General features: G+C 40.3%; 24 protein-coding genes and 2 riboswitches. Of the genes, 4 read left to right on the top strand and 20 right to left on the bottom strand.

Annotated elements, in window-relative coordinates; all coding sequences use genetic code 11:
- Nucleotides 1-473 precede the first annotated feature (473 nt).
- The 5 genes from msrB to MHI04_RS10500 all read right to left on the bottom strand — a co-directional run bounded on the left by msrB (nt 474) and on the right by MHI04_RS10500 (nt 4,233).
- Complete coding sequence (gene msrB / locus MHI04_RS10520; protein ID WP_036126147.1) at nt 474-902, bottom strand: peptide-methionine (R)-S-oxide reductase MsrB; 429 nt, start codon at nt 900-902, stop codon at nt 474-476.
- Entirely contained in the window at nt 895-1,428 is a 534-nt protein-coding gene (gene msrA, locus MHI04_RS10515; protein ID WP_036126149.1) for a peptide-methionine (S)-S-oxide reductase MsrA, read from the bottom strand. The genes msrB and msrA overlap by 8 nt, the downstream gene beginning before the upstream one ends.
- Before the next feature lie 12 nt (nt 1,429-1,440).
- Nucleotides 1,441-2,022: a YpmS family protein gene (locus tag MHI04_RS10510; protein ID WP_036126152.1), complete on the bottom strand. Its 582-nt coding sequence runs from the start codon at nt 2,020-2,022 to the stop codon at nt 1,441-1,443.
- Nucleotides 2,023-2,026: 4 nt separating this feature from the next.
- Complete coding sequence (locus tag MHI04_RS10505; RefSeq protein WP_230593921.1) at nt 2,027-2,956, bottom strand: GDSL-type esterase/lipase family protein; 930 nt, start codon at nt 2,954-2,956, stop codon at nt 2,027-2,029.
- A gap of 434 nt (nt 2,957-3,390) precedes the next feature.
- The gene (locus MHI04_RS10500) at nt 3,391-4,233 is read right to left on the bottom strand and encodes a DegV family protein (protein WP_036126157.1); all 843 of its coding nucleotides are present in this window, start codon (nt 4,231-4,233) and stop codon (nt 3,391-3,393) included.
- A 275-nt stretch (nt 4,234-4,508) separates the two neighbouring features.
- Here MHI04_RS10500 and MHI04_RS10495 point away from each other — a divergent pair, with 275 nt between their 5' ends.
- Nucleotides 4,509-5,144: a hemolysin III family protein gene (locus tag MHI04_RS10495; RefSeq protein ID WP_036126159.1), complete on the top strand. Its 636-nt coding sequence runs from the start codon at nt 4,509-4,511 to the stop codon at nt 5,142-5,144.
- A gap of 13 nt (nt 5,145-5,157) precedes the next feature.
- Here MHI04_RS10495 and MHI04_RS10490 read toward each other — a convergent pair whose 3' ends face one another.
- Nucleotides 5,158-5,652 carry a hypothetical protein gene (locus MHI04_RS10490; RefSeq protein ID WP_058843199.1) on the bottom strand — a complete coding sequence of 165 codons (495 nt, stop codon included), beginning with the start codon at nt 5,650-5,652 and terminating at the stop codon, nt 5,158-5,160.
- Nucleotides 5,653-5,710: 58 nt separating this feature from the next.
- Entirely contained in the window at nt 5,711-6,187 is a 477-nt protein-coding gene (locus MHI04_RS10485; protein ID WP_036126163.1) for a dihydrofolate reductase, read from the bottom strand.
- 161 nt (nt 6,188-6,348) lie between these two features.
- Between MHI04_RS10485 and MHI04_RS10480 the strand changes: the two genes are divergently transcribed.
- Nucleotides 6,349-7,266, top strand: coding sequence for an alpha/beta hydrolase (locus MHI04_RS10480; protein WP_089932178.1), 918 nt, complete (start codon nt 6,349-6,351; stop codon nt 7,264-7,266).
- 62 nt (nt 7,267-7,328) lie between these two features.
- Nucleotides 7,329-8,525 (top strand): class I SAM-dependent rRNA methyltransferase, encoded by a 1,197-nt coding sequence (locus MHI04_RS10475; protein ID WP_089932180.1) that lies wholly within the window; start codon nt 7,329-7,331, stop codon nt 8,523-8,525.
- Nucleotides 8,526-8,622: 97 nt separating this feature from the next.
- Here MHI04_RS10475 and MHI04_RS10470 read toward each other — a convergent pair whose 3' ends face one another.
- From MHI04_RS10470 to MHI04_RS10460, 3 genes are all read right to left on the bottom strand, one after another.
- Entirely contained in the window at nt 8,623-10,611 is a 1,989-nt protein-coding gene (locus tag MHI04_RS10470) for a S9 family peptidase (RefSeq protein ID WP_089932181.1), read from the bottom strand.
- Nucleotides 10,612-10,682: 71 nt separating this feature from the next.
- Nucleotides 10,683-11,360, bottom strand: a complete 678-nt coding sequence (locus tag MHI04_RS10465; protein ID WP_089932183.1) for a precorrin-3B methylase — start codon at nt 11,358-11,360, stop codon at nt 10,683-10,685.
- Nucleotides 11,361-11,410: 50 nt separating this feature from the next.
- Nucleotides 11,411-12,403 carry an ABC transporter substrate-binding protein gene (locus MHI04_RS10460; RefSeq protein WP_089932185.1) on the bottom strand — a complete coding sequence of 331 codons (993 nt, stop codon included), beginning with the start codon at nt 12,401-12,403 and terminating at the stop codon, nt 11,411-11,413.
- Nucleotides 12,404-12,565: 162 nt separating this feature from the next.
- Nucleotides 12,566-12,753, bottom strand: a riboswitch (cobalamin riboswitch).
- 182 nt (nt 12,754-12,935) lie between these two features.
- Between MHI04_RS10460 and MHI04_RS10455 the strand changes: the two genes are divergently transcribed.
- On the top strand, nt 12,936-14,873 hold the full coding sequence (locus MHI04_RS10455) for a translation factor GTPase family protein (protein ID WP_342535673.1): 1,938 nt from the start codon (nt 12,936-12,938) through the stop codon (nt 14,871-14,873).
- Nucleotides 14,874-14,940: 67 nt separating this feature from the next.
- On the opposite strand, the gene MHI04_RS10450 is transcribed toward MHI04_RS10455, so the two are convergent.
- From MHI04_RS10450 to MHI04_RS10405, 10 genes are all read right to left on the bottom strand, one after another.
- Complete coding sequence (locus tag MHI04_RS10450) at nt 14,941-15,102, bottom strand: hypothetical protein (protein ID WP_342535672.1); 162 nt, start codon at nt 15,100-15,102, stop codon at nt 14,941-14,943.
- Nucleotides 15,103-15,167: 65 nt separating this feature from the next.
- The gene (locus MHI04_RS10445) at nt 15,168-15,890 is read right to left on the bottom strand and encodes a hypothetical protein (protein ID WP_340834161.1); all 723 of its coding nucleotides are present in this window, start codon (nt 15,888-15,890) and stop codon (nt 15,168-15,170) included.
- 227 nt (nt 15,891-16,117) lie between these two features.
- A riboswitch (cobalamin riboswitch) is annotated at nt 16,118-16,302 on the bottom strand.
- 320 nt (nt 16,303-16,622) lie between these two features.
- The gene (locus MHI04_RS10440) at nt 16,623-16,823 is read right to left on the bottom strand and encodes a GNAT family N-acetyltransferase (protein WP_342503824.1); all 201 of its coding nucleotides are present in this window, start codon (nt 16,821-16,823) and stop codon (nt 16,623-16,625) included.
- A 464-nt stretch (nt 16,824-17,287) separates the two neighbouring features.
- Nucleotides 17,288-17,761: an 8-oxo-dGTP diphosphatase gene (locus MHI04_RS10435; RefSeq protein ID WP_342535671.1), complete on the bottom strand. Its 474-nt coding sequence runs from the start codon at nt 17,759-17,761 to the stop codon at nt 17,288-17,290.
- A gap of 267 nt (nt 17,762-18,028) precedes the next feature.
- A complete protein-coding gene (locus MHI04_RS10430) occupies nt 18,029-18,409 on the bottom strand; it encodes a PH domain-containing protein (RefSeq protein WP_036122398.1) in 381 nt (126 codons plus the stop codon).
- Nucleotides 18,410-19,011: 602 nt separating this feature from the next.
- Entirely contained in the window at nt 19,012-20,256 is a 1,245-nt protein-coding gene (locus tag MHI04_RS10425; protein ID WP_036122401.1) for a HAMP domain-containing methyl-accepting chemotaxis protein, read from the bottom strand.
- A gap of 174 nt (nt 20,257-20,430) precedes the next feature.
- Entirely contained in the window at nt 20,431-21,849 is a 1,419-nt protein-coding gene (gene aspA / locus MHI04_RS10420; protein WP_036122404.1) for an aspartate ammonia-lyase, read from the bottom strand.
- 154 nt (nt 21,850-22,003) lie between these two features.
- Nucleotides 22,004-22,633, bottom strand: a complete 630-nt coding sequence (locus tag MHI04_RS10415) for an NAD(P)-dependent oxidoreductase (RefSeq protein ID WP_338654148.1) — start codon at nt 22,631-22,633, stop codon at nt 22,004-22,006.
- Nucleotides 22,634-22,703: 70 nt separating this feature from the next.
- Nucleotides 22,704-23,117 (bottom strand): Rrf2 family transcriptional regulator, encoded by a 414-nt coding sequence (locus MHI04_RS10410; protein WP_101966627.1) that lies wholly within the window; start codon nt 23,115-23,117, stop codon nt 22,704-22,706.
- A gap of 107 nt (nt 23,118-23,224) precedes the next feature.
- Nucleotides 23,225-23,431 carry a hypothetical protein gene (locus tag MHI04_RS10405; RefSeq protein ID WP_036122432.1) on the bottom strand — a complete coding sequence of 69 codons (207 nt, stop codon included), beginning with the start codon at nt 23,429-23,431 and terminating at the stop codon, nt 23,225-23,227.
- Nucleotides 23,432-23,450: the final 19 nt, after the last annotated feature.

Below are 23,450 nucleotides of genomic sequence, written 5' to 3'. Positions count from 1 at the left end.
GTCTCTCTTCATTTTGCTGGGCTATCCTTCACTTTATTGGTTCTATCCATCGATTTGAGAGTTCTATCCTCTACTTTGCTGGTTCTATCCACCGATCTGAGCGTTTTATCCTTCAATCTGCTGGTTCTATCCATCACTCTGTGAGTTTTATCCTTCACTCTGCTGACTCTCCTCTCATTTTGCTGAGCTATCCTCCACTTTATTGCCTCTATCCATCGATCTATGAGTTCTATCCTCTACTTTGCTGGTTCTATCCACCAATCTAAGCGTTTTCTCCTCCACTCTGCTGACTCTCCTCTCATTTTGCTGGGCTTTCCTCCACTTTATTGCTTCTATCCATCGATCTATGAGTTCTATCCTTCAATCTGCAAAGTCTCCCTTCCACTTTGCAAGTTCCTTCTCATCAGTAAATTCATCACCTTAAGGTTACAAAACAAAAAAATCCTAGCAAGAGCTACCTTGCTAGGATTGGATTATTTAAATAACGATTGATACTCGCCATAGCCTTCTTTTTCTAAATCTTCTTTGGGGACGAATCGGAGCGCTGCTGAGTTAATGCAGTAGCGCAAGCCTCCTTGCTCACTTGGACCGTCTGGGAAGACATGTCCTAGATGGGAATCCGCTTCTTTACTGCGCACCTCCACACGACGCATGCCGTGGGATGTATCGAAAAGCTCGGTTACTTGCTCTTTTTCAATCGGCTTGGTGAAAGCTGGCCACCCACAGCCTGAGTTGTATTTATCGAGTGAGCTGAATAATGGTTTCCCTGAGACAATATCTACATAGATGCCTTCTGCAAAATGATCATCGTATTCATTGCGGAATGGGGGCTCAGTGCCATTTTCCTGTGTGACGTAATATTGCATATCTGTTAATTCTTTTAAACGTTGTTCTTTACTCATGTTTATTCCCCCAGTGATGCTCCTGGAACGCTCTGCGACCGGATCCAATCGAATAGCGCTCATAGTGCATTGGATTTTTCTTATAATAATGCTGGTGATAATCCTCCGCCGTATAAAAGGTGCTGGCTGGCAGGATTTTTACCATGATTGGTTTATCAAATTTCCCAGACGCTGCTAAATCTGCCTTCGAGCGTTCTGCTAACTCACGTTGTTCCTCATCATGATAGAAAATGGCCGTTGTGTAAGACTCTCCACGGTCAAAAAATTGACCCCCTGCATCAGTAGGATCAATCAATGTCCAAAAAATCGCTAGTAATTGCTCGTAGCTATATAATTCATCATCAAAAACGATTTGTACAGCTTCTACATGACCTGTCGTTTCAGAGCATACCTGTTCATAGGTAGGATTGACAACATGTCCACCTGTATAGCCTGATAGCACTGAGACAATGCCAGGTGTTTCGTCAAAGGGCTTGACCATGCACCAAAAACAGCCCCCTGCAAAGGTTGCGTATTGCTTTGCCATTGTTTTCACTCCTTATTCACCAGGAACAATAATTTCCAATAGAATTTTATCATTTGGTAAGTCTAATTCTTTGGCACGGACACGTGATCCTGAAGCGATGTTGATGCGGGATAAATCGATATAAATTTCCGCTTCATTCGGATGCACCGTAATCCATGAAGGAAATTCCACCGAATCGCGCATAATTTTCATAGTCGTTTCTGGTGGAATTTTCAGTAGTCCAACATTCATTCTCGTCTGCTTTAAAATAATATTGCCTTTGTCATCTACAATCGGTTCAAAATTCATGGAAATCGGAACTTCCGTATAAAATGCCGTTAGGGTGCTTCGTAATTGAATATCATTACCAATTGTAAAATCAAGCGGTAAAGGTGAGCCCTTCGCTGCATCCTTTAAATACTTTTTCGATATCGATTCTAATTCCTTTGTTGTTGTTTGCACAACGAGTACATTCCCTTTGCTTTCACTTTCACCTGCTGAACTCTTCGCAACGTTGACGCCATCCACTGGTCTAGTTGCTAAAAAAACGACGAGGAGGATTGCAAAAAGCACTGTGCCTGCTAAGGCGAAAAACGCGACTTTCCATTTATTCATTTTGTCACTCCTCGAAGCCTATTGCCTTGTTAATCTTTTTTTCCATACCACACTGCTCCATTGCTGCTAATATACGCTCTGTCATTTTTTCATATCCCTTTGCGTTCGGGTGGAAAAAATCTGTATGATAGACGAGCTCTTCATTTGAATCAAATAAATCTTCTACTGATACATAGCAAGCATTGGAATCCTTGCTTGCTACTTCTTCAATCACATTATTCCATTCTGTGATAATTGTATCAAATTCATTCGCCTCATTGGTTACAATTGAAAATGGATTATAAAAACCAATGAGTAGTATGGGCACTGTCGGATTTTTTGCACGAATGCCTTCTACGATTTTGCTGTAACGTTCTTTATATGCTCGCAGCTCCTTATCAAAAGCGTCCCGCTTCAAGTTAAATAAATCCTGCTTGACGACCTTCATGACATCATTGCCACCCATTGTTAAGGAAATAAGCTGTGCTTCTTGCAACTCTTCATCATAATGCCCTTTTTTCACTAATTTTAGTAGTTGATCACTGCGTCTACCTCGTTTGCCTCGATTATCTACATCTACATCTGAAATCGAGGGCCATGCGAGCAATGAATCTGCTAATCTTCCAACATAACCGTCTTGACTATACTCATCACCGACACCATCTGTTAACGAATCTCCAAGTGCCAAGTAATGTAGTTGCTTTGCTTGTTCTTCATCAATTTGCGATAAATCCTCTGCTGATGGCTCAAAAAAATGTTCAAATATTTGTGTCAACATATTCTTAGAGGGTTTTTCCTCATCCTCTGTTTGTTGCTCATCCTGCGTCATATCTTGCTCCGTCCCTGCTTGCTCACCGTCAGGTTCTGCTTGCGGATTCGGTTCATCGATTGATATTGCACAACCACTTAGTACTAAGACGGTCAAACACGACAACATAAATCGCCAAATGTCCATTTGACCACCTTCCATCCCTTTCTATTACTTCTATTATAGAATAGTTCATGCCGCAATGAAAAGTGACTAACCCTTAGTTCTCCATAATTTTGTGCTCCTGCCAAGTTTCTTCACTGGGTAATGTGGCTTTATAATAGGAATAGCTAGTGTTTGTTCATGATTGGTGGTGAAGTGTTTTTATTTCGAGTAAAGTCGCTCACCTTTGATGGCAGTACTCTCATCTGATTCCAAGTCGTTCAGCCTTGAGGCAAATGCGCTCATGCCTCATTCGAAGCCGCTCAGCCTTGAGGCAAATGCGAAGCTACTCTTCTTTAGCGGTAAAGCGCTCTTATTTAGAATGCAGTCGTACAAAACGCCCATCTCTCGAATGTGTCCAATATGATCTAAGCATGAAAAAAAGCCACTACAATTACTTATGTAGTAGCTCCTCACTATTATTCTGCAAAATAAATAAAACCGATGGCTCCTGGGCCTGTGTGTGTCGAGATGATTGGGGATGTGAATGCAATTTCTACATCGTTAAAACCCGTCTCTTCGATTAAGGCTTTTAATGGATTGCCCATCGTTAATAGGCCATCTGCATGGGAAATGCCCACTGCCTTGACTGTTTTTCCAGCTGTGTCTTCTTGAAATTGTTTAAATAAGTAATTGACTACCTGCTTATGGCTACGTACTTTTGATACAGGGTTGTAAACGCCGCCTTCAAGGTTGGCAATGACTTTGATGTTTAGAAGTGAACCGATAAAGCCCTTTCCTTTACCAATTCGACCACCTTTAATTAGGTTTTCAAGCGTATCTACAATAACATATAGGTAGGTATTGTCACGTACTTTGTCCAAACGTGCCACAATCTCCTCTACGGTTGCGCCCTCATCACGCATGCGGATGGCTTCACGTAGTTGAATAGCGAGACCAATCGCTATAAAGCGTGAGTCGATGACCGTTACATCAGCGTCTGTCATTTGTGCCGCTTGGCGTGCCGATTCCACTGTTCCGCTCATACCACCTGTCATATGGATGGAGATAATTCGATCCCCATCTTTCCCAAGCTCATCATATAATTCTTTAAATTTCCCTGGAGCTGGCTGTGAACTTTTCGGTAAATTTTTCGCATTTTTCATTAAGCCTAAAAAAGACTGCGGCTCTAAATCCACACCATCTGTATATGTTTGACCATCAATTTGAATCGTTAAAGGCACGATATGTATGCCATGTTGTGCTACTTCTTCTTTTGTTAAATCACAAGTTGAGTCCGTTATTATATGAATTCGTCCCACTTCGACACATCCTTTTACTTCATTAAAATTTATTATATAGACTAATGAATCATTATGTAAACATGACATTTGTCATTAGGTAATGCCCTGTCCTAACTTGCATGTAAACGCTACCTTGGATACTATAGCGTTTTCGCCCACCTCTTGTCTATCAATGCCCCTCAAAGAATATGACAGCCTTATGACATTTTTGATATGAAATATATGACAAATGTAAATGTTCAAGAATAAATTATTGGGGTATAGTAAATACATGAACGAAAGGAGTGTTTCAAATGGTGGATTCATTTGACTATAAATCATGGAAAGAAGAGCTATGGAATGCCATTACACACGGTATTGGTTTCGTTGTTAGTATTCCGGCACTGGTTGTCTTATTGTTAGCAGCCGTCCAAACAGGAAATGCACTACATATTACAACCTTTAGCATTTTTGGTGCGTCTGTCATCATTTTGTTTTTAATGTCTACATTGCTACACAGTATGCCAGGAAAATATAAACACTTTTTTGCTATTTTGGACCACTCGTCCATTTATATTTTAATTGCCGGCACCTATACGCCGTTTTTATTAATTGCTGTTGGTGGCACACTAGGCTTGACATTATTATGTATTATTTGGTCACTCGCTGTACTCGGTGTACTGTTTAAATGTTTCTTTATTAATCGTTTCGAAGTACTTTCCTTGATTTTTTATATTGGTATGGGCTGGTTAATTATTTTCGCCATTAAGCCCGTTTATCTCTACTTAGGTTTTTATGGCTTTGCTTTGCTGCTAGCAGGTGGGCTATTCTATACCATTGGAGCAATGTTTTATGCATGGCGCTCCCTACCCTACAACCATGCGATTTGGCACCTTTTTGTACTGGCGGGCTGTGCTTCTATGTATGCTTGTGTCTATTTCTATTTATAAAAAAAGGCTCCCTTCATAAGGAGCGTTTTTTTATGGATTCTCGTAAAAGCGCAATGGCTTCCTTTACCTCTTTGTCATTCTCTTCATCATTCAATTTATGCCTAGCATGCAGTAAAATTGGCCTCAGGGATTCAACAGAACGCCCAAATCCATTCATCCACTCATAGCGAGGCACCATCCAAGTATGAAAGTGGTGTGTCGTATCTTCATTGTAAAAGTAATAAACATATTCTATACCTAATACTTCCCTTTGAGCCTTTCTGATTGTTGTTAAGAGGTTAATATAGTCCATTTTTTCATGTTCTTTTAATTCATCAAAGCCATGAATATGACGTTTTGAAGCTAAAATGACTAATCCCTTTATGGGGTACGCTACATCCTGGTGAGCGTGAAAATAATCCGTTTCAACGACAACACCTCCATTGGGTTCGATTTGTCCACTTGTGATTGCACAGCTCAAACAATCAACATGAGCCATTTCTCCACTCAATAATGTTATTTTTCCCATCGAATCTCCCCTAAACGCAGAATAAGCACGGTCTACTAAAACCGCGCTTGTCTCACCACTATTTACGTTCAAAAATTTGATATTGGAATGTATAGCCTTCTGGTGCTGTTTCAGGCTTTTCTGATGATATTTCAATAAAATCCTGCTCATAGCTTGGGAAATAGGTATCTCCTTGGAAGGCATGATTAATTTTTGTAATATATAAACGATCTGCCTTCTCCATTACTAAACGGAAAATTTGCTCACCACCAATAATCATGATTTCAGGTACATCTCCAGCTTGTGCTAATGCTTCCTCTAAGCTTGTCACGATTTCAATACCATCCGCTTGGTAGTTCTCATCGCGCGTAATGACAATGTTGCGACGCCCTGGAAGTGGACGACCAATGGATTCGAATGTTTTACGTCCCATTATCATCGGCTTACCCATTGTTTTCTCTTTAAAATACTGCAAATCTCCTGGTAAATGCCAAGGCATCCCGTTGTTATAACCAATGACATGGTTGTCATCATGTGCCACAATTAAAGAAATCATACTGTCCCTCCAAATACTTTCATCTTTTTTATTATAAACATAATGAGCGTATTTCACCTCATTTATGAATGAATTTTCTTTTTATAAAATTAAATCCTAGTAAAATTATATGAATAGTTTATAATAGAGATATCCAACGTCACGATAAAGGAATGATGAAGATGACTACTTTAAGAAAAGAAGCTGTTCATTATATTGAAGCCCAGCATACGGGCATACCTTATTACCAAGTTACCCCACAGGAAGCAAGAGCAATGCGCACAGCTACGCTTTGGCAATCACCACACAGACCAAAGCTAGCATCCATCAAAGATTACAATATTACGGTGCGAGATGGAGCTGCCATTACACTTCGTCTCTATACGCCTGTCCTTGACAAAACATTACCTGTCATTGTTTATTACCATGGTGGTGGCTGGGTTTACGGCAATTTAGAGTCTGTCGATGCAGGCTGTCAGCTATTAGCAGACCAAGCACAGGCGATTGTCGTATCAGTAGACTATCGTTTAGCACCAGAATACCCCTTCCCAACTCCCTTATATGATGCCTACGATAGCTTAGTATGGGTGTCTGAGCATATCAAAGCCTTTGGTGGAGATGTCAATCGCTTAACTGTTGCTGGGGACAGTGCAGGTGGAAATTTAGCTACCGTTGTTGCTTACTTAACTACTACATTGGGTGGTCCAGCGTTACAAGCTCAAGCACTAATCTATCCCGTGACAAATGTCGACTTTACAACGGAATCCTATCAGCTTTTTGGTGAAAACTACGGCTTAGATGCACAGGGCATGCAGTGGTTCTCTCAGCATTATACAGATGAAGCAAACTTTACAAACCCGCTCGTGTCCCCTCTTCAGCTAGAGAATGTTCGTAACATGCCTAAAACAATCATCATAGCTGCTGAGGCTGATGTTCTCTATGATGAAGGACTAAGCTATGCAGAAAAACTAAAAGCTGGTGGCGTTGCAGTAGAACATGTCACAATGCCAGGTCTAATTCATAGTTATTTCAGTAAAATGAATTATTTTGAAGATGCCACAAACGAAACGGTGGCAAAAATTGTGGAATTCTTGAAATAAGTTTGGCTATCCAGCTCAAACAGTGCGATAATAGAGCAAAACGTTTTTTAAAGGATGACATGATGACACAAACAATGACATTACAAATACAACTGCCCTATTCTGAGCAATTAAAAAAAGGCTATCCACTTATTTCAAAGGATGCGGTCGATGCAAGACGCCTACCTTCTGAGCAAGGTACGCTTCTCAAGCTCATGGATCACCATAATCGTTTTATTGGTACAGGATACTACGGTATTCAAAATAAAGGGATTGGCTGGGTGCTAACAACTGATGTGAACGAAACCATCGATAAGACTTTTTTCATGAAAAAATTCAAAAAAGCCATCGACAATCGTGCAGCATTTTTCAACAATGAAAACACAACAGCCTTTCGTGTATTTAATGGTGAAGGAGATGGCATCGGCGGTCTCACGATTGACTTTTTTAATGGCTACTACATGGTGAGCTGGTATAGTGAGGGCATTTACTCCTTGAAAGATGTCGTATATGAGGCGCTTGCTGAGACGGTGAACTACCAAGCTATTTATGAGAAAAAACGCTTTGATAGCAAAGGGCAGTATATTGAACAGGATGATTTTGTGACGGGCACGCCTGGTGAATTTCCAATCATGGTGAAGGAAAATGGTATGACATACGCAGTTCATTTAAACGACGGAGCGATGACGGGGATTTTCCTAGATCAACGCGAGGTACGTTTGGCTATTCGTGAGCGTTATGCAAACCATACAAACATGCTTAATACATTCTCCTATACAGGAGCATTTTCAGTGGCAGCTGCTCTAGGAGGCGCCATGAAAACAACAAGTGTGGATGTAGCTAAACGCAGTCTTGCCAAAACCATTGAGCAATTCAGTGTGAATCAAATTGATTATGAAGCACAGGATATTAAAGTAATGGACGTTTTCCATTATTTTAAATATGCGCAGCGTCACGCCTTACAATTTGATCTTGTTGTATTAGACCCACCTAGCTTTGCCCGTACGAGGCAAATGACATTTTCAACAGCAAAGGACTACCCTAAATTACTGAAGGATGCCATTGCTATTACCGCTAAAAATGGCATCATTGTCGCTTCCACAAATAATGCTAGCTTTGGGATGAAAAAGTTCAAAGGCTTTATTGACCAAGCATTTAAAGAAACCCGTACACGCTATAAAATTGTAGAGGAATACGGTTTACCAAAGGATTTCCGTGTTTCACGTGAATACCCTGAATTTAATTATTTGAAGGTCGTCTTTATTCAAAAAATGGACTAACAGGAATTCAAGACAGAATCATTTCTTTATGATTCTGTCTTTTTATATAAAAAAGTGACCTAAGAAATTCATTTCTTAAGTCACCTCTGAATACTACTTATAGATAGTTCACAAACCAATCGCGAATATATTCAAGTCGATTGATTCTTAAAGTTGGTTTTCCGCTCCTTGACAGTTCATGATTGGACTCAGGGAAGCGCACGAATTTTGTTTCTTTTTTACGATGCTTTAAGGCGATAAATAATTGCTCCGCCTGCTCAATTGGACAGCGATAGTCTTTTTCAGCGTGTAAAATGAGCAATGGTGTTTCGATATTATTGACATATTTCAGCGGTGAATGATGCCAAAGCTTTTCGATATCGTCAAGTCCCGCAAGAATTTGCCAATCTGTAAAGTAATACCCAATATCACTGACACCGTAAAAGCTAATCCAGTTCGAAATAGAGCGCTGCGTCACAGCTGCTTTAAAGCGATTCGTCTGGCCAACAATCCAGTTGGTCATAAAGCCGCCATAGCTCCCACCTGTCACTCCAAGACGGTCTGCATCAATAAAATCATAGTGCTCCAGCACATAGTCCACAGCCGCCATTAGATCCTCATAATCATTGCCACCATAATCACCACGCACTGCATCAACAAACGTTTGACCATAGCCATGACTGCCACGTGGGTTCGTATATAGCACCGCAAATCCTTGTGCAGCTAGAATTTGGAACTCATTAAAATAAGTATTGGCATACATCGCATGTGGCCCGCCATGAATTTCAAGCACTAGAGGATATTTTTTCCCTTCCTCATAACCAACTGGCTTCATGATCCAACCATTTACCTTCCAGCCCTCTGCTCCCTCAAATTCAATGGCTTCTGGAACAGCTAATGCTCTCGTCTTTAAAAATTCTTCATTGATGGACGTCAGCTGTTCTTTTTCACCCGTTTTTAGGTTGACGAAAAATAAATCGCCAGGATTCGTCGTTGTACTAATGGCTACGACTGCTTGATCATGTTGTGCATCAAGTGAAAAACCATAGACATATTGATCATCGTGAATAGCTGGATAGATTTCACCATCTATATTTCCGAAATAAATCGCAGCATTACCGTGATCTGTTACTTGGAAGTAGAAGCTATGATTATCATTCAACCATTGAACACGTGGTGACACCACACCTTGAAGAAAATCGCCGATTGCAAAATCCCCAATAGGGGCGTCAAATTCACTTGTTACACATGTCAGCAGATTTTGTTGCAAATCATAGAGCCATAGCTTTGCTTGTGTAGCATTTTCAAATTCTCTTTCACTACCTATGAAAGAGATGAAGCGACTGTTTGGAGACCATGACGTTTGGTAATACATACCTGTTCCCTCTGTTAACGGACGCGCTTGCTTTGTTTCTACATCTAATAAATAGATATCGCTCTTAAATGAAAAATCTGTATCCTCTGCGACATCAGCTAAGTACGTCATATATTGACCATCAGGTGACCATGTACCAAGATGGACATGATTGTTTCCTTTCGTCACTTGCTCTAACTCGCCCGATTCTAAATGGACGATCGCAATTTGACTAAACTGCTCCATATCCAAAAAACCTGCAGCATCCGATTTATGTTTCATCTTGTCTATTTCTAGAGGCTTTAGTTCTTTTTCTTCTTTCTTTTCATCCGTTACCTTATCCAAAATCGTTTCATCTTTACCTAGCTTGATAGAAAAGGCCATTTTCTTGCCGCATGGTGACCACACAGGTGATGTCACACCATTTTTACAATATGTCACCTGCTTTGCCTCTCCGCCTGCTTTTGAAAGAACATAAATTTGCGACTTGCCTGTTCTAGTGGATAAAAACGCAACTTGACTACCATCAGGTGACCATATAGGAGAACTTATTCTATCCTCCCCAAATGTCCATTGCTGTGGTGTTTTGTTCTTCAGGTTTATGTAAAACAAATTCGAGACATAATCTTTTTTCTTCTCATCAATACGTGTCTCAACATAAACTACCTCAGTCCCGTCAGGTGAGAGCTGTGGATCGGCTACTGATTTCAAGTGGTAAAGATCTTCTGGTTGAATCCCTTGTTTCGATGTCATGTTCTTGCTCCTTTGTATTGTCATTTTCTGTACTCTACTACAATACTTCGACACCCTAAGTAATATTCCTGCTAGTTAATTGATTTTTTTACTAATTCCCAATATTCGGTTGATTTTGTTCTGCGATAAAATTTAAAAAAGGGTTCATTCGGACGAGCATGTTCCTTATAAAGGTTCATCATTTGTAGCAAAAAATCTTCAATGTGCTCGACACCTACCTTTTTCGCAAATAACATGCCCGCCTGCGCCTTTGCCCCCATCGGTACAGCGCCTAAATAAACATCAAAGCTCTCCTGCTGATAAACGAGTCCAATATCATCATAGACTGCATTGTAGCAGGCTGACGCACAGCCATTGATGTTAACACGTACTCTTGCAGGTACCTCGATCCCCTCTAAAGCATGATAAAGCTGTTCGGTTATCGGAGCAGCCTCCATCTTTTCACCATCACAAAAATCACAGGCCTTCATCGCGATGATGGGTCCTGATGGTGCAACATAAAGACCCACTTCTCGTAAGGCTTGCATAGCCTCTGTCACGGCACTCGTTGGAATGGACACTAAAATACTATAGGAGGCCGAATACTTAATCGCCCCCTTTTCGCCAGCAACCTCTGCTATTTTTTGAAATTGTGCAGGCGTATAATGCTTATTAATAATACCTGGGCTGACAGCTAAGCGTGTAAATTCGCCATGACGATTAAGTGTTTCAAATGTTTGATCTGGTACGTTTTTCTGAAATGCATTCATTGATATCGCTCCTTATGAAAAAGGAGCTAGCACAATGCTAGCTCGGAATTTTAAAAGTTATCAGGATAGAAGCCCTTCGCTAAAATTTCAATAGCCTCTGCCGCACGAACGCCTTCAGACGCAGCTGACAGTGGCAGGATGACAAAGCGATCATTTTTAACAGCTTCCATCTCCTTTAATGCTGGATCATTTTTTAAGAATTGAATCTTTTGTTCGGCCGTTGTTTCACCATAATCGATCACGACAACTACCTCGGGATTACGGTCTACCGCATCTTCCTTCGACACGGTTGTCCAGCCTGATTCCACATCACCAAAAATATTTTGACCACCAGCGATTGATACTAGTTCATTCATAAAGTTTTGACCAGCTGTAAAGACATCCTTTTCACCGCTATCAAATACGAGAACACGTAATTTCTCACTATCTTTTGGTAATTTAGCTTGAATTGCCTCCACATCTTGCGTCATTTGCTCAATTAAGGCTTCTCCACGATCCTCAATACGGAAAATTTTTGCGATATTACGAATATCAGTGAAAATATCCTCTAGTGTTGGCTTTGTCATATTGGAAGCCGTATGTAAATACGTATGAATGCCTAACTCCTCAAGCTCTTCCGGTGTTCCAACACCCTTTTCACCAAAGCCACTCTTCCAGCCTGCATATAAGAAATCAGCCTCGGCATCAATTACTTGCTCCTTCGTTGGGTATTGATCAGAAAGCACAGGCACTTTATCGTATGCTTCTTGTAGGGGCTCGTAGATTTTATCATCTAAGTAAGCTGTGCCTACCATGGAATCCTCTAAGCCTAGCGCTAGCATAATCTCTGTCACATGCTGATTTAAACTAATCGCTTTTGTAGGTGCTTCCTTATATGTTTGAGTTGTTTCATTATTGTCAATGGTTACTTCCGTTGCTGCCTCAGATGGCTCAACCTTCTCATCTTGCGCTGCTGATTCAGATTTGTCCTTTGCATTACAAGCCCCTAAAACAGCGACCAAGGCAATGACCATCACCAGCCATAAACTTTTCCATTTCTTCATGTCCTTTTCTCCTTTGTTGTTCATCTATAGAAAGAAATCAAAGACTTCTTTGCTACCAGGATTCGTGGGAAGGGCATAAAAAAACCCTCTTGTCGCCAAGAGAGTAGCATAGTGAAAAAACGGTACATTACCTTTATCACTATCCCCATCCTCGTGGTTCTTAGTCAAAAAACACATACTGGCAGGTATCCTGGCTTAGGTTCATCATCTATACGCCTTCCCATAGTTAAACTACAGTGGCATGCTGTACAGACTCCCCATTTACAGTTGCGGGACAGCATCGGAATTGCACCGATTTCCCTTTTAAGCAAATGACAAATGCCATTTGCACCAATACGTTCTATAATGGTTAATACTATTGATAGACTAGCAGAAGAAAATTTGTAGCTCAATCAGTAGTATGTTGCTAAATATATAATCATCATTATATTAGCACTATTTCGACAAAAATACGAACTATTTTACAAGAAATATATAGGCTAGTATTCTGTTACAATGAAAAGATAGCTATAGATAGAAACGAGGATATGTTATGTACAAAACAATTGGTGTACTTGCGCATGTGGATGCAGGTAAAACAACCTTCTCTGAGCAAGTACTTTTTCATACACAAAGCATTCAAGCTCGTGGTCGAGTGGATCATCAGGATACCTTTCTCGATCATCATGAGCTAGAGCGCAAGCGTGGTATTACCATTTTTGCCGAGCAAGGTCGCATGAACATAGGCGACGATACATACACGTTGATTGATACACCAGGGCATGTCGACTTCTCCCCTGAGATGGAGCGCGCCATTCGTGTGATGGATTATGCCATTGTTATCATTAGTGCGGTCGAGGGCGTACAGGGTCATACGGAAACCGTGTGGCAGCTTTTACGCAAATACCATGTCCCAACATTCTTCTTTATCAATAAAATTGATCGCGAAGGAGCCAATGTGGAGGCCGTTATGACACAGCTCCGCAAGGATTGTTCCCAGCAGGTGCTGTTCGTCGATGAACCGCTTCGTACTGATTATGTTTCAAGCGGCATCATGGAATGGTTGGCTGAGCGTAATGAAGAGCTGCTCAATGCCTTTTTGAATGAGTCATTGGAGCATGAGCAATGTCTTACTCAGCTACAGACCATGATTCAAAAGGAATGTGCCTTCCCCTGCTTTACAGGGTCTGCCCTAAAGGATGAGGGCATCAAGGAATTGCTTGCCCAGCTCCCTCTATTAACAGACACCCATTTTGAAGTGAATGCACCGTTTGAGGGGGAGGTTTTTAAAATTCGTCATGACGGCCACCAGCGTTTAACATTTATGAAGGCTGTCAAGGGCGTTTTACATGTTCGGGATGAATTTTCGTTTGAAGAAGTGACAGAAAAAGTGACTGAAATTCGCCTCTATAATGGCAGTCGCTTTGATACCGTCCAACAGGTTGAAGCGGGAGAGATTTTTGCTGTTAAAGGACTTAGTCAGGCCAATATTGGAGACCGCATCGGCACTACTATGCTGTCACAGCCCTATGAGCTTGTCCCAACGCTACAGGCAAAGGTTCAATATGAGGGCCATCAGCATATCAAGGAAGTGTTACAAATTTTCCGTTTACTAGAAGCAGAAGAGCCTTCCTTACGTGTGGTTTGGCAGGAAAAGTTCCAGGAAATCCATGTGCACATTATGGGCGTTATTCAGTTGGAGGTACTGATAGAAGTGTTAATGAAGCGTTTTTCATTAACGGTCTCCTTTGGCGAGCCCCAAATTTTATATATGGAAACCATTGCGACGACGGTGACAGGCTATGGTCATTTTGAGCCCCTCAAGCATTATGCAGAAGTTCATTTACTAATGGAGCCCAATCCGCGAGGAGTAGGTAATACATTTAGCAATGCCTGCCATGCGGATCATTTATCGGTAGGCAACCAACGCCTTGTTGAAAAGCACCTGTTTGAGCGTGATCACCATGGCTTACTCACAGGCTTCCCTCTGACAGATATTCATTTTACACTGCTAACAGGTCGCGGACATAATGAACATACATCGGGCGGCGATTTCCGAGAAGCTAGTTTCCGTGCGCTACGTCAAGGACTTGAGCAAGCACAGAACATCCTGCTTGAACCTTATTATCGCTTTAAAATGAAGGCTTCGAACGACTTTATCGGCCGCATGATGAGCGACATACAGCAAGCTGCTGGCACATTCGATGACCCCATCTTATCCGAAACAGATGTTGTGCTAACGGGACGAGCGCCCGTCGCCACCCTAATGAGCTATAGCACAACCTTTGCGGCCTATACCAATGGTAAGGGCGCACTCACACTCCAATTTGATGGCTATGATGTGTGTCATAATGCCGAGGAAATTATTTCGCACATTGGCTACGATAAAAATGCCGACCCAGAATACAGCTCCTCCAGCATCTTTTGTGCGAAGGGCAAAGGATATTCTGTTCCTTGGCACGAGGCACAAGCAGCCATGCATTGTCTGTAAGTAGGTAATCCTGCCCGCGCGAAGCCGTTTGCTTGCGCGGGTGTTTACTTGCTTTGAGCGAGAATATTTACCCTGTTTGCGCGAGTATTCCTTGCTGGAGCGAGAGTATTTCATCTGCTTCCGCGAGTATTCCCCGCTCGAACGAGAGTATTTCATCTCCTTCCGCGAGTATTCGCTGCTTGAGCGAGAGTATTTCATCTGCTTCCGCGAGTATTCGCTGCTCGAACAAGAGTATTTACCCCCTACCCTTCAAATAAATAAAAACAAGCCCTCCGTTTGATGGAGGGCTTGAGTTTATAATGCGCCTACTGCTTTCTTTGTAGAACTGTGCACAAGGTATGCAGGCTCGACAATCACGTAGTCATGCGTGTTTGTGAAATCAACTAGCACTTTACCAGGATAACTTTTTAAAATTTGCAGTTGATCAATTAATTGCAGCAATAGCTCGTGACCGTTGCCGCGTGGATGCCAGTTGAAATGGTAATCATTTAATGCCTGAACCGCTTCAATAAATTGGGCGTATTCCTGCTGCACAAAGGCTATTAACTTATCATGTTGAGGCGCTAAATCATGGATATATGTTTCATAAAAACGCATCACGATCGAGCATAATACATCATTGACACGCGCTGCACTTAAAACAGGCTTTGGCTTCAGTGACAGACGGTCAAGGTTGGGCTTGGCACGAGTGGAATCAATGCGTGTAATTAAATGGTATGGCTCCCCGTTAACCTCATAGACAATCGGGTTAGTCGGCATATACATCATAAAGCTATTGGTCTTCGTTTTCAGTTGATCGGTTACCGCTGCCTTCGCGAAAAGATGCCCGTCCACATCCCCATTTTGTATCCAAATAATTTCTTTATTATATAAAATTTGCTCAAAGAAGCGATCATTGCGGATCAGCTTCGTTGCTAATAATTGGTCAATCAATGATTCGACCGCCATTCTTGTTTTCGCTTTCTTGGCAACTTCTGTGCGTGGCTGCTTACAAATGGTCATATCTAAAGAAGTCATACATGCATCCCCTTTACGTACATAATGTCAAAACAAAAAGGATTTCCTACCATTTTTGAGGAAATCCTTCGCTTATCTTCGTTCATCACCCAATGCCAAACAAACCCTAAGTATGTGTAAATGAGCCCGATTGCGAACCCCTTCATTTACTTTGGGCGTTTGACGTACCGTGACGAACAGAGCATTCTGTTTTGTCAACATGCCACCTCCTATTCCTCGTAGGTTACTGGTGTGTACTCGTAATAGGCAGGTATCCTGACTCATGGTCATCGCCACTTTTCTCCTTCCCATCATTTGACAGTGGTTGCTGAAAAGTCGCTCACATTTACAGTTGCGGGACAGTGTCGGATTCGCACCGACTTCCCTTTTAAGCAAATTGCACGCAATTTACACCTATTACTACACGCTATTCAGTTGGTAAGGAAATTTACGAAAATTCTCTATTCCTTAGCTAATCATTGTAAAGTATTGTATGTCCAAAGTCAATTTATGCTAAAAAATACTAATTATTTCAAAATAATTCCATGTAAATGGATGCATAGAATACTAGGTTTTCCTCATGTCACACTGAGCATCGCTTTAATTGCTTTCTGTAAAATGATAATAAAGTTATTTCTAATCAAAAAATACAAAAATTATATTATAAGAAGGCTCATTAAAGTTGTTTAAATCTTGTTCAACTAGCCCCCGTTAGTTCAACAACTTCCTGAAATCAATTCTTGTGTAGTTTTATTATAGGTAAGAGATAGGTTCGTAACCGTGTTTGCTAATTAACTTTATCATGTTGGGATTTTCTATCGAGTCAACACTCACAAATATTTCAGAATGTCCTAAACTCTTTGCAATATTTTCTCTATACCTCATTAAGTCTGAACCTATACCATTACCACGATAATCCTCTTTTACATATAGGTCACTTAATTTAGGAAGCAAAGTACCTTTTAATTTAAGAACTCCAAAACCTAATATAAGTGCGTCTTGATATTATTCCTTTTTTGCAAATTGCTTTAAATAATTCGTGAATAGATCTTTATTATTTCTACTATCATAAACCCGATAAGTCGTTTTCATTCGCTAATCTGATTATGTAGTTCATGGTTACTGCCACTTCCCTATTCTTTAATAAATCACTATTATAAAATTTCTTCTTCAACAATATGCACCGTTCGTTAAATAAACAAAAGGACGGTCAAGCACCTTTTATTTTAGAATTTTCTCTAGCTATTCTTAATCCCTCTCTACCATTTAGATATTGAAAGTTAAACTATTTAACAAAGTGGGTAAATTTAAGCCCCATTATTTATTCTTCACATATATATGTATTGAACTGACCTCGATGTTATTGAAAAGCGACTGCTCTATTGAACGATTGCCCCCTGTCAGTCCAATAACAAGTTTTAGGTGTGACGTATAGTAACTTTCCCTTCTTTATTTTCTTCGTGGTTCCATTCAACTTGAATCTCAAATGTTCCATCTTGAAAAAATAAAGGAAATCTTCTCCGTATCGATGGCTGCATAGGAAGTTTATATGCGCTCTCTATATCTACCCAAACCGCTTTCCCCTCTGGAGCATCTTTCAAGAGTTCACCCTCGAAATCCTTTGTTATGCAATTAAATATCATATATCTATCTTTTGCGACTGGATTAACATATTCATAAAGCCCTTTATAAATAAGGTTTCTAACTTCTAACCCCGTTTCTTCTTTTACTTCTCTGATAGCACTTTCTACAATACTTTCAGGAAATTCAACTTTACCACCCGGTGGAATAAAACCTTTGAAATGGTCGTGCTGTCTATCCAGAAGTAAAACCTTCTCTTCACTTTGAATCATACACACATTCCATATTTTATAATTAATAGAATTACTCATAATTCACTCCATCTTTTTTAAATAAATATTACCATATATGTGTCCTTCTTAGTTAAACAACCTTATTATCGCTTAACACTTTCTCTACATCATAGAAAATATATATGCCCGCACCTCTTTGTTGATTTTTAAATGTCCTGTAATTCTTTTTTTCGTAATCGGAACTGGAATCCCTTACACCCTTCACAAGGTATTTCCTCATCTTTATCATCCTTTCTTTGCACAACAAAAAAGCCTCGCATAAATGCGGGCTTTTAGTACCATACATTACGTCCCCAAAACATACTGCGCTAAAACACTTTGCACTTTGTAAATATTCGTCGCCTTGTTGAAGTTTTTTTGAATCGGTAACGAACTGCCTGACACCCATATTTTGAGCTCTGCATCTAAATCAAATGTCCCGGCTGTTTCTACTGAAAAATGAACGATATTTTTATAGGGGATGGAATGATATTCGGTTTTCTTGCCAGTCACCCCTTGCTTATCGATAAGGATTAATCGTTTATTCGTAAAAATAAACGTGTCTCTTATAATTTTATAGGCATTTTTGATTGTTTCGTTTGGAATCAATAAATCACGGACCTCCTCCTGTAATTTTTCTAAATTCACCTCGCTCGCATTGCCGATTAATCCATCAAATAAGCCCATCTCCTGGCCCCTTTCATTGTCATTTATTTAATGTATTACAAAGAAGATAACGCTACGACAGGAAATAATGGTTTTATTGAGTCTATAGAGGCGAAGCATTGCACGTAATCATAGGCTCTCTACTAGCATTTGTTTAGGCTGTGATGAAGAGAGGAAGCTGATTAAGGTTAGCATCTCTTTTGGTAAGGTAAATAGCGATTTTTTTAAAGAGGATGGGAATGAAGAATCACTCAAATTATTCCAAGAAGCGATGGCAACAGCTGCCAAAATGAAGGTGTTGTCAATATGGTGTAAATAGAGGATACGGCTAGAAACAAATATGGCTATCACCTTTGGTAAGGTGAAAAAGGACAAATCAGTAGCTGAATGTAGGTTAAGGTTACGCATACAATCTACGTGATCTCTAAGGATTTCACTAAGAAATTAATTACGTTGGTCCGCCAATAAAAAACACTTCCCATTCTAATGACAGGAAGTGCATTTCAAATTACTTATCTATCGCCTGAAACCACCTTTGTGCATAGCTATCTGTGGAGGCAAAATCATCTTGTTCTTAGATAACTATTCAGGGCTAAAAAACCTTGAAAATATGTTTTTCTTGCTTAAACCTGAAATTGATTTGTTAGCTTTTGTAAATTATCAGCTTGTACGCTTAAATCCTGTGTCACATGATTGACAGCTTGCATTGAGGCTGTTTGCTCATCCATTGAATGTAAAACAGCCTCTGTATAATGCGATAGCTTACCCATACCATTAGCAATCGTTGTCACAGAGGAAGCTACTTCATTGGCACTGCTAGAAAGCTGTTCAGCTGTTGTTGAAATATCCTCAAGCTGGCTCGTCATTTGACTAACATGCTGTGAAATCGTGCCAAAGGATTTTGTTGCTTCATCAATGACATAGACACCCTGCTGAACATTTTTTAAATCCTCCTCCACTGAGGATGCTACCTGTTTCGTGTCAGTTTCAATGCCCACTACTAAGTCCACGATTTGTGCAGCAGAATGCTTGGATTGCTCTGCTAATTGACGCACTTCCTCTGCCACAACTGCAAAGCCTTTCCCATGTTCTCCAGCTCGAGCTGCTTCAATGGCGGCATTCAATGCCAATAAATTCGTTTGGTCCGTAATAGCTGTAATCATCTCAGTCATCGATTTAATATCTGTCATTTTATTGGATAATTGCTGCATGAGTCCGCTCGTTTTTTCGGTTGAAGAAGAAATAAATTTCATTTGTTCCTTCGCCACATGTAAAATATTCGCTCCATTTCCTGCAATCTCATTGGCATCTTTTGCATGATCAAACACATCCTGAGTGGCTTCCGTAATTCGTCCGATTCCATCGACAGTTTCTTGCATAGCATTAGCACTATCATTGGCAGATTGTGCCGCTTGCTTCAAGCCCTCTGACGTTTTCTCCATTTGTTGATCGACTTCTTCCACAGCTACCGTAATTTCATTCGTACTTGCGGATAATTCTTCGATGCTTGCTGATAAATCTGTAGAGCTGTGCGCAATTTTTTGTGTCATTGTGCGTAATTGTTCCTGCATCTCTAAAAAGGATTGCGCTAGCTGAGAAATCTCACTCTTGTCACGAACCTCGATGACAACTGTATCTAATTGGCCTGCCGTAATACCCTGTGCAGCCTCTGTTAATTGTTTGATAGGCTGTATCACTTTGTAATGAACATATACGGTGTAAGCTAATGTAATGGCTATTCCTACGATGGTTAATACAGTCGAAAGCCATTCTAATGTCGTTACATTGGCTAAATCAATAAAGAGAATAATAATCATTAAGACATTTAAAACTGCAAAGCCAAGTAAACTCTTTTTTCGTAAACTCATTCCAAATTCCCCCAACTAAAATATGTCTTCCATACCATTATTATAGTTGAAAAATCCTAAAAATCATAAGGATACGCTCTCTTTTATAAGAACAAAGACACAAGCCTATTGATGACTGCATAAAAAAAGACTATAGACAGCTCGTAAAGCATGTCTACAGTCTTGATGTTGGAATTATTTTAAATTCATGATACTAGAGCCAGCAATACCTGGGTGTGTCATTTCATATGGATCTAATATTAAGTCTAATTGTTCGTTTGTTAAGACACCTTCTTCAATGCAAAGCTCACGAATAGAACGACCTGTTAGAATTGCTTCACGTGCAAGACGTGCTGCTACTTCATAGCCAATATGTGGGTTAACAGCTGTTAGTACCCCTACACTTTTCTCTACGTATTCTTTCATGCGTTCTTCATTTGCTTCGATGTCTTTTAAGCAATTTTCCGTAAACGCACGGAAAACATTATTCATAATGCTAATGGACTGAATTAAGTTAAACACTAAAACAGGCTCCATTACGTTTAATTCTAATTGTCCAGCTTCAGATGCTAGTGAAATCGTATGGTCATTACCAATCACTTGGAAGGCAACTTGGTTCAGTACCTCTGGCATAACTGGGTTGACTTTACCTGGCATAATCGAAGATCCTGGTTGACGAGCTGGTAAAAGGATTTCTCCTAAGCCTGCACGAGGACCTGAAGCCATTAAACGTAAGTCATTAGCGATTTTAGACATATTAATCATACAGATTTTTAAAGCGCCTGATACTTCTGTATAAGCATCTGTATTTTGTGTTGCATCCACTAAATGTGTCGCACCTTTTAATGGTAAACCAGAAATTTCAGCAAGATGCTCATCAACGGATTTAATGTAATCTGGGAAGGCATTTAAACCTGTTCCAACAGCCGTTGCACCCATGTTCACGTCATATAAATTTGGACGTGTTTGACGAATGCGTACGATATCACGGTTAATCACGCGGCAATAAGCTTCAAACTCTTGTCCTAAGCGAATTGGCACGGCATCCTGTAAATGCGTACGACCCATTTTAATGACATGTGCAAATTGCTCTGCTTTTTGATGGAAAACCGATTGCATATAATCCATCGTTACTAATAATTCATCTATTAAATTTAAAACAGCGATATGAATAGCTGTTGGGAACGCATCATTTGTTGATTGGGACATATTAACATGACTGTTTGGGCTTACTGTGTGATAGTCACCTTTTTCTTTCCCTAAAATTTCTAGGGCACGGTTGGCGATGACTTCATTAGCATTCATATTGATGGATGTACCTGCTCCACCTTGGATTGGGTCTACAAGAAATTCTGCATCCCATTTGCCATCAATTACTTCTTGTGCTGCTTCGACAATTGCCTCACCAATTTCTTTTGATAATAGGTGTACTTCCATATTACTTAAAGCCGCTGCTTTCTTCACAATCCCCATCGCCTTAATAAGTGAAGAGTGAATTGTGTAGCCTGTAATTGGGAAGTTTTCCGTTGCACGTAATGTTTGAATTCCGTAATAAGCCTCTGCTGGTAATACGCGCTCACCTAAAAAATCTTTTTCTATACGTTGTGTTGACATCATTGTCGTCTCCTTTTATGTAATACTCACACTTGATAGTAGCTAATAAAAGTCGTATTGTAAACAGTCATTTTTCTGTAAACGAAAAAAATCCTTCAAAAAAGCAAAGAAATCGCTAAAAACCGAGCGCATTTCCTACGCTCGGTTGCCTTTATTATTTATTCGATGTCACTGTAAAACGGCTATTTACATGCTGTGGATTTTCTAATTCATCTACGACAGCAACCGCATAATCAGCATAGCTGACATAGCTTTCACCCGCGTCATTGACTAATAAATGGTCAACACCTGCTGTGTAGTGACCTGTACGTGGTCCTTCCGGATCAAAAAATGCTGATGGACTGATAAATGTCCACGTAATAGATGATTGTTGTAAATCCTCTAGATTTTGTCCTTGATTTTGTGCTGTTGCTAAGTACATTGCCGGAAAATCTGGTGTTTCCATCACACGCACTTTTTTCTCTGGATCCACAAATAAACTACCTGCACCACCTACAACAACTAATTTTGTAGCAATCCCTTTGAAAATCGAAATCAAATGACGGCCCACTTTTACATGTAACTGTTCTTGTCCTGCTGGCGCACCGAATGCATTCACAACGACATCAAAGCCCTTCACATCTTCTGCTGTTACATCCAAGACATCTTTTTCAAGCACTGGAATAGCGGCTGTCACTTTAGCTGCTGAACGAACGATAGCTGTTACGTCATGACCTCGTTGTAACGCTTCCTCTACTATTTTTTGTCCTGCTTTCCCTGTTGCACCAATTACGGCAATTTTCATTATTTATTCCTCCTCAAATTTAGTTGTAACTATTTCAGTTACAGGTTAGATACAAAAAGACCATCTCCGTCTAAGCACGAAGTTGATCCAGCACATCCTGTAGCGTCTGTGCTTGTAATTGCTCCTCCATTGCCTGCCAAACAGATGTATAGACACCTTCCAATGTATGTTGGATTTTCCGCCCTACTGCACACGCTGGGTTTGGCTCATCATGAATCGCAAAAAGCTGCTCTGGCCCATTCATCGCCTGATAAATAGCTAAAAGTGTTAAATCCTTTGGCTCGACTAATAGCTCATAGCCAGCCATGCCAGAATGTGATGACAGTAAGCCAGCCTTTTTTAGAACGCCAATCATACGTCTTACAACAACGGGATTAGTATTCACGCTCCCAGCCATATAGTCGGACGTGAGTAAGCTTTTATCAGATGTTGTAGCAATGAGAGAAAGAATATGGATCGCCACCGAAAATCGACTGTTCACCATATGTATCACCACCTGTTGTAACCATTATAGTTACAGGTGCAAAAAAAAGCAAGCCCTTTTTGTCACCTGTATTTATTTTCTCCGTTTTGTTACATCAAATACGCCGTTTATATTTTCTTCACATATATCACTAATTCCTGACGTATTTGTCCATTGTCATCATAAAAATCTAAGTTATGAAATTCATATTTGAAATGACCGACTGGAAATGTCACACTTTCTCCCTGAGTTGCAGCCAATATACCTGCCACATCATGTGACACCGTATGTAATAACTCTTCTCCAGAAAATGAATCGACAAAAATTACATTCATAAAAAAACACCTCCATAGC

The sequence above is a fragment of the Lysinibacillus sp. FSL K6-1151 genome (assembly GCF_038630755.1).
Classification (GTDB): Bacteria; Bacillota; Bacilli; order Bacillales_A; family Planococcaceae; genus Lysinibacillus; species Lysinibacillus fusiformis_D.
Note: the sequence above shows the minus strand (reverse complement) of the source record. Positions and strands in the feature narration are given on the sequence as shown.